8 protein-coding genes and 2 riboswitches are annotated in these 10,777 nt (G+C 29.7%); of the genes, 3 read left to right on the top strand and 5 right to left on the bottom strand.

The window, feature by feature from the left end:
* Positions 1-382 precede the first annotated feature (382 nt).
* A riboswitch (molybdenum cofactor riboswitch) is annotated at positions 383-506 on the bottom strand.
* A 372-nt stretch (positions 507-878) separates the two neighbouring features.
* Entirely contained in the window at positions 879-1,694 is an 816-nt protein-coding gene (locus MR593_RS07040; protein WP_290691286.1) for a YecA family protein, read from the top strand.
* 54 nt (positions 1,695-1,748) lie between these two features.
* On the opposite strand, the gene MR593_RS07035 is transcribed toward MR593_RS07040, so the two are convergent.
* The 3 genes from MR593_RS07035 to MR593_RS07025 all read right to left on the bottom strand — a co-directional run bounded on the left by MR593_RS07035 (position 1,749) and on the right by MR593_RS07025 (position 7,630).
* Complete coding sequence (locus tag MR593_RS07035; RefSeq protein WP_290691283.1) at positions 1,749-3,446, bottom strand: molecular chaperone HscC; 1,698 nt, start codon at positions 3,444-3,446, stop codon at positions 1,749-1,751.
* An 18-nt stretch (positions 3,447-3,464) separates the two neighbouring features.
* Positions 3,465-6,638 (bottom strand): tetratricopeptide repeat protein, encoded by a 3,174-nt coding sequence (locus MR593_RS07030; protein WP_290691281.1) that lies wholly within the window; start codon positions 6,636-6,638, stop codon positions 3,465-3,467.
* Positions 6,639-6,769: 131 nt separating this feature from the next.
* Entirely contained in the window at positions 6,770-7,630 is an 861-nt protein-coding gene (locus MR593_RS07025) for a putative ABC transporter permease (RefSeq protein WP_290691278.1), read from the bottom strand.
* A 207-nt stretch (positions 7,631-7,837) separates the two neighbouring features.
* Between MR593_RS07025 and MR593_RS07020 the strand changes: the two genes are divergently transcribed.
* Together MR593_RS07020 and MR593_RS07015 are read left to right on the top strand one after the other, a co-directional pair.
* On the top strand, positions 7,838-8,446 hold the full coding sequence (locus MR593_RS07020) for a poly-gamma-glutamate hydrolase family protein (protein WP_290691275.1): 609 nt from the start codon (positions 7,838-7,840) through the stop codon (positions 8,444-8,446).
* A gap of 79 nt (positions 8,447-8,525) precedes the next feature.
* A riboswitch (SAM riboswitch) is annotated at positions 8,526-8,629 on the top strand.
* A 131-nt stretch (positions 8,630-8,760) separates the two neighbouring features.
* Positions 8,761-9,567, top strand: a complete 807-nt coding sequence (locus MR593_RS07015; protein WP_290691272.1) for a MetQ/NlpA family ABC transporter substrate-binding protein — start codon at positions 8,761-8,763, stop codon at positions 9,565-9,567.
* A gap of 52 nt (positions 9,568-9,619) precedes the next feature.
* Here MR593_RS07015 and MR593_RS07010 read toward each other — a convergent pair whose 3' ends face one another.
* A complete protein-coding gene (locus MR593_RS07010) occupies positions 9,620-10,144 on the bottom strand; it encodes a hypothetical protein (RefSeq protein WP_290691270.1) in 525 nt (174 codons plus the stop codon).
* Between the two features lie 18 nt (positions 10,145-10,162).
* Positions 10,163-10,777: DUF975 family protein (locus MR593_RS07005; protein ID WP_290691266.1), on the bottom strand; the 615-nt coding region annotated here is incomplete at its 5' end.

The following is a 10,777-nucleotide window of genomic DNA, read 5'->3' as shown; positions in this document are numbered from 1 at the left end:
CATTAATTGTTCACGTAATACAGAAGCTAAACTACTTTCTGGATCAACCATTAAGTTTCTCTTCACACCATTAATGAAAAAATGTCTCTTTAATAACAATTCTAATTCCCCCTTTATATAAGCCTATAACTCTTAAATAATTTAAACTTCCAAAACAGAAGCTTAAACTAAATTAAAATTATATATATCAAAACCTTTTCCTTTAAATTGAAAAAGTTGTGATAACCAACCAAAATTAATCAGATAATCAATACTTTGAAAATATATTATATTTAGAAAATTTTAAATAAATTAAAAATTTATCAAACATCTACTAAAATTAGTCCAATAAAAAATCTCCTTTTACTTAAAGGAGATTCACTTCTAATTAATATATTCGACTAATATTAACCAGTTCTCTCCTTTCCATTGGGAGGCATATTCATTTCTAAATATACCCTAACGTTTTAGTTTCCATAATAAATATTCTTATCTTAGGTAAACTAAAATCGGAGAATTTATCTAATTTTCATCAATATTTTTTATTTGTATTTCTTATTGATTTATATTTAAATCATATCAGCTTTTACAGTATTTGTCAATTTTATATTGGAATAAAATCAAGTATACATGTATACAAAATATTTTCAAAAACATAATACACTTTTCAAATGTCTGCAAAAATAGGTCTCAAATATTCATTATATTTTTTATAAATTTTTAACAAAGCTCCTATAAAAATTTGTTTTTCGACATTTACTTTTTTATCTATATTGTAAAAAATTAGAGGATATTTATACTTTTTATAGAAATTATATTATATATAAATAATAACTTATAGTATCGACAGGTGTTATTTTTATGCATCTCGATTTCTAGTATATAATGGAGGAAATAATATGACAAAAATAGGTAGAAATGATTACTGCCCTTGTAGAAGCGGCAAAAAATATAAAAACTGTTGTATAAATCAAGTCGATAGGGACAAATTTTTAAAAGATACTTTAAATGCACAATATATAGATTTTAATTATATGATTGGTGAATTAATGAGCAGCTCACAACTTTTATATGAATATCTATGTGATAATCTTAGATGGATCAGAAAGCCTATTATGTGGCTTCATAATCCAGATTTAAAGGGAAACATGAGAAGCCTTCAGCTTGGAGACGACACATATGCGATTTTACTTAAAGAAATCCCTGTAAATAAAAATGATTATTTTGATTTAGCTCATGAAATAGGACATCTAGTGCTATCAGAATCTGGATATCCAAGCTGCTCTATAATCGGCAATGATCCTAAAAAAGGTTATTTAGCTTCAGTATTAAACAATGTTATCTTAGATCCTATAATAAACAGACAATTGAAACAATATGGATTTGATTTTAGAGCTCATATTGAAAAATCAATAAAAATACAAGTTCCTGTAGTTAAATCATATCAAGAAGAAGAAAAATTACACAAATATGATAGACACTTTTTAAAATGTCTATTAATCCAAAAGATCTTAGACTGGAACTTACTTGATGACGATATAGAAAACCCATTTGAGGAGATTTACAAACAAAAATATCCAACTATATACAATGAAGCCTTAGAAATAATTCAATATATAAAAAGCCTAGAATGGAATACTCCTCAAATAGCAAGTGAAATATTAAATAAGATAATAAAAGACAACGATATGACAGACACTATACAAATCATGTAAATAAATACGCCCCAATTGATGTAATTTTAACTCGTCAATTGGGGTTTTTCTTAATTAAAATAGTTCTTCATCCTCTATTTCATCCAAAACTCTTTTAAACTCATCTCTAGCTTGCTCTATCAAAATGCTATCCTGCTTATCTAAAACAGACTCAAACTGCATAATAGCATTTCCTATAATCTGTCTATCTTCACCAGTAAACTCCTCGTACATTCTCTCTCCTCTGAAAAGAAGCTCCTTGTTCTTTTCTTGGTCTCTAGGGTGAATTTTTAAATAGCTTAGCTCTTCAAATCTAGCCTTTATCTCTTCTTCTGAAATTTTTTCATTTCCTTTTTGTATAATAACCTTTTTCTTTTCACCTGTTGAGTTCACCTTTACAATGACTTCCAATATAGAATTTATATCGTATGTATAGGTTACATCAATAGATTCTGATCCCTCTGGTCCTTTTGGCACGATTACAGCTATTTCACCTAATTTTAGATTGTTTCTCGCAAGTCTACTTTCTCCCTGTAAAATCTCTACTACCACTCTAGTTTGATTGTCGTAAGCTGTATAAAATGTCTCTGTTCTGCTTACTGGTATTACTGTATTTCTCTCTATTATTGGACAAAAATACCCTGATTCTCGCTTGTTGTTCATAGTCTTTACAGATACCTCTGTTCCAAGCGAAAAAGGACATACATCTGTAAGCACGATATCCTTTATACATTCATTTCTCTCCTTCATAGCCGCCTGAAGTGCTGCACCTATTGCGACTGCTTCGTCTGGATTTACGCTGGTATTTGGAAGTCTGCCAAATATTTTTCCGACAAACTTTCTGATTATAGGTAGTCTTGTCGCCCCTCCTATTAAAATTATCTCGTCGATTTGGTTTAATTTTATCTTGGCGTCCTTTAAGCTTCTCTCTATAGGCTTTCTAATTTTAGTTAAAAGAAGCTCACACGATTTTTCATAGTCATCTATATTTACTGATGTCTCATAAGTCACGTCTTCTATGTTGCATTTTATATTAACTGTCTTTTTATTTGAAAACTCAAGCTTTGCCTTTTCACATTGCTTTCTTATGCGAGATATAGTTTTTTTGTCTAGCTTTTCTTCGTCGATACCGACTTTATTTACGAAAAGTCTGTAAAGTACCTCTGTAAAATCCTCTCCACCTATGAAGTTATCTCCTGCTACTGCCCTTACCTCCATGATGTTTTTAAACTTCTCTAGAATCGAAATATCAAAAGTTCCTCCACCTAAGTCGAACACTAAAAATCTAGTGTTTTCATCTCTCTTGTCGATTCCATAGGCTATTGCTGCAGCTGTCGGCTCGTTTATTATACGGTTTACCTTAAGTCCTGCGAGCTCACCAGCTTTTTTCGTAGCCTTTCTTTGATCGTCGTTGAAATACGCAGGTACGCTTATTATAGCTTCTTCGATCTCTGTTTGAAGGTATACCTCAGCATCCTCCTTTAGTGATTTTAAGACAAATGAAGATAATTCCTCCGCTTTAAATTTTTTATCTCCTAAAACAAATTCCTTGTTAGTACCCATACTTCTTTTAAATACATCTGCTGTCATGTCGGGATATAGTATTTTTCTTTCCTTCGCTATTTTTCCGACGTATATATTGTCGTCTTCATCTATACTCACAACTGAAGGTGTAAGATTTTCTCCCAATCTGTTGGGTATCATCTTGGTTTGATTTTTATCAAAATAACAAGCTAAGCTGTTTGTAGTTCCTAAGTCAATTCCTATTATCATAATGTCTCTCCTCAATTTTTATAAAATCCCTATTTTATAAGCTAGTCCAATAGCATCTGTATTTGAACAACTGTATTTAAAGATTTCTTCTAAGTAATCCTTACAAGCTTTTATATTTCCTCTACAATATTCTAAATAAGCTAGAGCATTTAAACCATCTAGACAAACTACATCGTAGCATATAGCACATTTAGGAGCATCAAGCGATTTTTTCAAATAATTTTCAGCTTTTTCATATTCTCCCAAAATAGTATATGCCTCTCCTGTAAACTTATATATATGCGCTTTTTGATCTAGCTTTGATTCTATGCTATCTATAGGAGTATATCTAAGTATTTTATTGGCGTAGTTTTTCGCCTTTTCAATTTCGTTTATGTCTAAACAAATTTTGGCTGCAATTAAATAATTGTTTCTATTATCTTGTTTATATTCCAATTCGTTTATTACATCTGTTATCAATTTTAATGCCTTTTTGCTATTTCCTGTATAGTAAAGTAGTCTTGCTTTTTCTCTCTTTTGGTCAGTATCTGGTTTTATTATAAGAGAATAATACTTGACAGCTTCTTTTATATTTTTCATCTGCCAATTTATATCTCCCATACGCTCGAAATAATCGAAACTCAAATTCGAAGTACCTTCTTTTTTCATAATTTCTTGTAAAATATCTTTTGCCATTTCGAACTGACCAGAAGTTACATATTTATTGTAAACCTGCTCTAATGCATCTATATCATCTGTTTTTTTGTAGTTTTCCATAAAGTACTCGATAGATTTTTCTGTATTTCCTAATTTCCCGTATACTGTCGCCAAGTCATAGCTCAACTGATCTGGCTCTTTGTATTCATTGCTTTCTTCGTATATTTCTTTGGCCTTTAAAAGATATTCACATGATTTTTCAGGTTCATCTAAAATATTGTAGTAGTGTCCAAAATCTATATATACTCCAGGGTGATCAGGTAAATTTCTCTCTAGATAAATCAAATCCTCGTATACATCGTCCATATTACACATATCGAAATTTACTTCAATTCTTCTAAAGTAATCTGTTATATCGTAGTTTAATTCAATTTGCTTGTTGTAGTACTCTAAAGCCTTGTCGTAATTTCCCTTTTCTCTGTAAATATCGCCTAGTTTTTGGTTTGAATAACTATTATCTGGATATAGTTCGTCTAAATACTCGTATATCGCCTTTGAATCATCTAGCTCGTCCTTGTAATATAAAGCCAATGCCTTATAGTAAAGCAAGCCCTGATTTTTCTCGTCGTATTTTAATCCTTTTTCGCAGAGCTCTAAAATCTCATCTTCGTCATTAGTATAGAAAATCATCTCAATGTAGTATAAATATAAATCAGTCGCAAATTCAATATCACATTCTTTATTTTCTAACTTATCTATTAAATCCTTATAGCGCTTTTTAGCCTCTTCTTCATCGCCCTCTTTTCTGATTATAGATGCTTCAAAATAATCCAAATCTTCACAATCGACCTCTTCGCTACGTAAATACCCGATAATATCTTTTGCATCATCTATTTCATCGACTTCTATAAGTATGTTTATCTTGTAAATATACGCAAATAAATCATAAGGACTCATTTCTAGCATTTCATCACATGCATCAAATGATTCTGAGTAAAGTCCAAGCTTGTATAGACTTTCAATTTTTGCCATATATGAAACTCTATAGCTAGGGCATATATCTATAGCTTGATTGCTTGTTTTTACAGTATCCTCGTATTTTTCATTTAAAAACAGGATTCTCATTTTTATAGTTAAAGCAGGTATACTTTTAGGCATGATTTCTAATGCCTTATCGATATTGTATAAAGCTTTATCTAAATCTTCATTTTTCCAATTAAAAAGTGCCTTAAATACATATAATTCGTAAATAGATGCACATCTGTGATTAAATCCCTGTAATTTTTCTTCTGAGCTGTTTTTTAGAGCCTCTTCCCATAACTCTGAATATTCTAATGCTTTTTCATTTTCCTTTATATCTAAATTAATCTTGCTGAGCATATAGTAATAAAAGACGTCTATATCCTCATCAAAATCTATAGAGTTTACAATTTCCATAGATTTTTCTGTTTTTTCCTCTATAAAATATATATCGGCGATTTTTAGTAAGTCTTCCTTACCCAAAATTTCTGTATTTTCTCTTTGCTCAAATTCTCTCAAAATTTTATTATTTAAATTGCCGAGCATCTCTTCTGTGTCGTCATCTTTATATCCATTTAAATGAAGCTTTTGTATTAAATTTTTAGCTTCCATAAGCTTGCCTTCATTTTCATAAATTTTGCACAAACCTTCTACTGCAACAAAATTATCAGGATCTTCTTTTAGAGCCTCTTCATAATAAGGTTTTGCCTTATCAAGATTACCCTTATCAAATAAAATCATACCCTTTAATAAATCTAGGTCCATATCAGAGTTGTACTTTTTCTGTACATCTGATATTACCTCCCAACACTTATCTAGCTCTCCCATATTGTAATAAATAAAGGCTTCTTTTCTATCTAGTTCAGGATGCTTTACCTCTGACAATTTTAGATTTTGAACTAGCTCTATAGCTTCGTCTAGCTTTCCATCTTTATAATATGCGTTCATCTTATAAAATTCACGCAAAAAGCTATCGTAATCTAGCTCTTCATCTATTTCAAACATGCTATAAACTGGATATTCGTCGTATTTGACTCCATCTACGATTATATTGTCTATAAACTCTCTAGGGAAAACCTCGTATAATTCATTTAAATCATCTATAAAATTAAAAAATCCATTTAAAAGACGAATCACATTTGATGGAAGGTAAAAGTTTTTCATAAAATACACCAAAAGCATTTCTCTAGCGTCGTTTTTAGTATCTATATTTTGACAGACATCGTCATTTAAAAGCTCCTTCCAAGCCTTTTCATCATTTCTCGTTTTAAAATTTTTATAAACTTTATCGACTTTTCTAAGCCAGATATTTATATCTTCATTTTCATTATCAAATAAATTATCTTCTTTATCGTCATTTTCTACATCATCATCTATATCTGCATACTCTAAAGCCTTTTCATAAGCCTCTCTAAGCATCATAAACTCTTCTGGTTTGTCTTCTGGATTTGTTTCGCTTAATTTACTTAAATAAGCCTGCTTTATCGCCATCTTGTCTTTTGTCTTTTCTATATCTAGTATTTTAAATATATCCATAAATTCTCCCCCATTATTTTTAAATTTTATTAAGTGTAAATAGTTTATTTATTAAAGTTTACCATAGAAATATTCAGAAAAAAACCTCAAATCACATCTATACTTAAATGCATTTGAGGTCTATAAGCATTTTAATATTGCTTCTTATCCTTTAAAAGCTTCTTGATATATTGGAAATGTACATCTCTCTTTTTAGATCTTGTAGATTTTATATTTGGGAAAGCATTTAATAGTCTTCTATGTATATAAGATTTTTCCTTCAAAGATTTAAATTTCAATTGCATTTCGTCTAGCTTTTCATCAAACGCCATATCCATTTCATCTAGTATTGATTGCAGTTGAACTTCGTTGACTTTTAAAGCTTTCATTTTTTCAATCATTTCCTCTGGACCTTGTTTTAATCTACGTATAAATTCTTCATCTTCGTATAATTTAAGCTTTGCATGAATCTTTTTCATATCTTCAACTATATTAGCTAAAGCATCTACTTTGACTGTTAAAGTATTTAATGCCTTTACTGTAGTCGTTAAATCGACTATTGTAGTAGCCACTGCTAGTACCATAAATACATATAAAACTACACTATTCATTCTACTCAATATATTTATAACAGACGGATGTAAAACTTCAATTACAAATAAGCTTAAAAATCCGAACATAGTGGAATTTAGTAAACACACCTTTCCATGTATATTGAATTTGTAATTTGAGTAATCCCACCACTTAGCGTGAAATAATTTTTCCAAAACTGTAGCTGTTATGTATTCAAGTATAGAGGTTAAAATAAATCCTAATACAAAAACTGCCACCATATTATCTCTATAAGACCACAATCCAGTAATTACAATCAATGCTCCTACACCATAAACAGGACAAATCGGACCATTTAAAAATCCCCTATTTACTATTTTCTTTTGTAAGCAGGAACAGTATATACTCTCACAAAGCCATCCTAAAAACGAGTATATAAAAAAATAAAGTATATAATCCATAAACATCCTCCCATTTTAATAATATAATTTAACCCTTATATTATTTTACATTGCAATTATTACATATTTATTACATTTTTATATTTTCTTTTATCCTAGTTTAATAATTTAATTATAACAAAACTATTACAGCTAAGCATAAATTTACGTTTAATGATAAAATATTGTTATCAAAGTCAAAATAATATCAGAAGGGAAGTAAAATAAATGTTCGACACATACAAAAATTACGATGAATTATCTAAAAACGAAGTCCAAAATATAGATTACAAAATCACAGTAAAAGACGTAAATTCTAAAACTACATGTATCTCCATCCACGGTGGCAATATAGAGCCAGGTACTTCAGAAATTGCAGAAGCAATTGCAGATGGTAAATACAATCTATATAAATTCGAAGGTCTTAAAAACAGCAAAAATGTAATGTTGCATATAACTAGCAGCAATTTCGATGAAAAAAATGCTGATAAACTAGTAGCTAAATCAAAAAAGATAATATCTATACACGGCGCAAAAGGAGATAATCCCGTTACATATATAGGTGGTCTAGATAAAGAGCTCGGCAAAAAAATTGCAAAATGCCTCACAAAAAAAGGATTTAAAGTAGCAAAGCCACATGCTGGAATAGACGGCACGACTAAAAATAATATAGTAAATCGAGGATTATCAAAAGCAGGATGCCAATTAGAAATAACACGCGCTCAAAGACAGCTTTTCTTTAAAGACGGTAGCTTAAAAAACTCTAATAGATGTAATAGAACCGCTATATTCTTTGAATACGTAAATTGCATAAGAGAAGCACTGTCTGAATATTAGAAAAATTTTATATAATTATAGATTTTTTTATTGACATACAAAATAAAATCTAATATACTTCATATCATAAATTAAATAAGTCTTATCAAGAGAGGTGGAGGGACTGGCCCTATGAAACCCGGCAACCAATATATATGATATATACGGTGCTAAATCCTGCAGCATTATGCTGAAAGATAAGTATAAACTGATAATTTTAGGTCTGAGTTTATACTCAGACCTTTTTAGTTTTTCTAAATTCTTTATTTTAAGATAATCAAACGACATAGACTTATTTAAAATTTTTAAACAACAAAAAGGAGGTATTTCTTATTATGAAGAAATCAAAAAAATTATTATCTATTTTACTATGCTTAGTAACAGTACTATCACTTACAGTAGGGTGTTCATCTAACAAGGACGACAAAGTTATAAGAGTTGGAGCGACACAGGTTCCAGGAGGGGATCTATTTGAATATTTAAAAGACGATGTAAAAGCTGAAGGCTACGATCTTGAAATAACTATATTCGACGATTATAATCTTCCAAATGAAGCCTTAGATAACGGCGAAATCGATGCTAATTTATTCCAACATGAACCTTATTTAAATAAAGCAATAGAAGAAAAAGGATATAAATTATCACCTGTAGTAGGCCTATATGAATCTCCTCTATTTGTATATTCTTACAAAATTAAATCTATAGACGAGTTAAAATCTGGTGACAAGTTCGCATTGCCTGATGATCCTACAAATGGTTCAAGAGCGCTAAAATATCTACAAGACGAATTAAATTTAATAAAATTAAAAGATGGTGTAGACAATCCAAGTGTAAAGGATATCGTAGAAAATCCTAAAAATATAGAATTCATAGAAGCAAATGCTGCACAACTTCCATCTCTTTTAAACGATGTAACTTGCGCATTTATAAATGGAAACTACGCAGTCGCAGCTAATTTAGACGCAAATAAAGACAGCATCTACTGTCCTAAAATAGACGGAACTTACACAAATATACTAGTAAGCAGAACAGAAGACAAGGACAGCGAAAAAATACAAGTTCTTAAAAAGGTTTTAACTAGCGAAAAATCTAAGAAATTCTTAGAAGAAAACTACAAAGGTGTAATCGTACCAGTATTTTAGATTAATAAAAGCATTAGAAAATCCTCGATATTTTCCTCGAGGATTTTTTGTTTTAATATGGCGCTGGCAAGAAAAATACATAAGGAGCTGTAAATACAGCCATAGATATCGCTATTTTTTTCTTTGTACTTTCATCTATATATCCTTCTTCAAAAGCCTTTTTTAGTGCAAACCTATAATTAAATAGATATATAAAATATGATGCCACAATTATCGCTATCAGAGCAATTGAAAACGAAAATACATTGTCGAATGGATTTAACATTACCATCGACATTTGCTCTACTACAGCTCCAAAAGCTGTTTCTAAATTTACTATATCATATAGCCCCCATGAAACTACAAGTATTACAGCTGCACCTATAAAATCTCCTAAAAACCCATATATCCAAGTCTTTAGTATGGTCATTTTATAGATTTCCTTTCTTTTTTCTACATTTAACTTCTTCATAGTCAATTTAAGCACTAAAGTATCGATTAAATAATTAAGCGGTAAAATTACAACCCATGTAAATGGGAATATCACAAGTAGCCATATGGGCATTATCATATTATATAGTTTTGTATCTTTTTTCATTTTTGCACCTCTTTTCTACTAAAATAAATATATTATCTGATAAATAAAATACACGAAAAAATTTATCATCGCGACTATAGCCATATCTAAAATAACTTCATCCTTTGTATTTCTATTTTGTTCGATATTATTGTACTCTATTAATTTATCCTCTTTTATCTCTTCATAAAAATAAATCTCACATATTGTCTTATACGGAGCAAAGAACAAAAATCCCACTCCTAAAGTAGCTATAGATAGCAAAAACCAACCTACAAAGCTGATTTCAAGCTTTACATACTTTAAAACATTCTTTTTAATTAACTCTATGCTTTTATCTAAAATTCCAATCGTATCTATATTTTCCAAATCACTTAGTATATAGTATTTTTGAGATAGTAAAATCTCTACAAGTACATATGAAATAAGCCCCGATACAAAGGTATAATCTATCATATAAACATCAGTATTTGATAAAGAAGATACTAATTGATATACTGAATCGAATACAATTCCTACTGGAATAGATACAATTTGAACTAAAACTATCCATATTATGAACTTTAATATCTCTAAAATAAGTATTTTTGAAGTATTTTTAAATATATCAAAGCCATCTTTTACAGAGATAACTTTATTTTCAACTAATTTAAA

It is taken from the genome of Intestinibacter sp., from assembly GCF_022780145.1.
Classification (GTDB): domain Bacteria; phylum Bacillota; class Clostridia; order Peptostreptococcales; family Peptostreptococcaceae; genus Intestinibacter.
The sequence above is the reverse complement of the archived record's forward strand: the minus strand, read 5'-3'. Positions and strand labels throughout refer to the sequence as shown.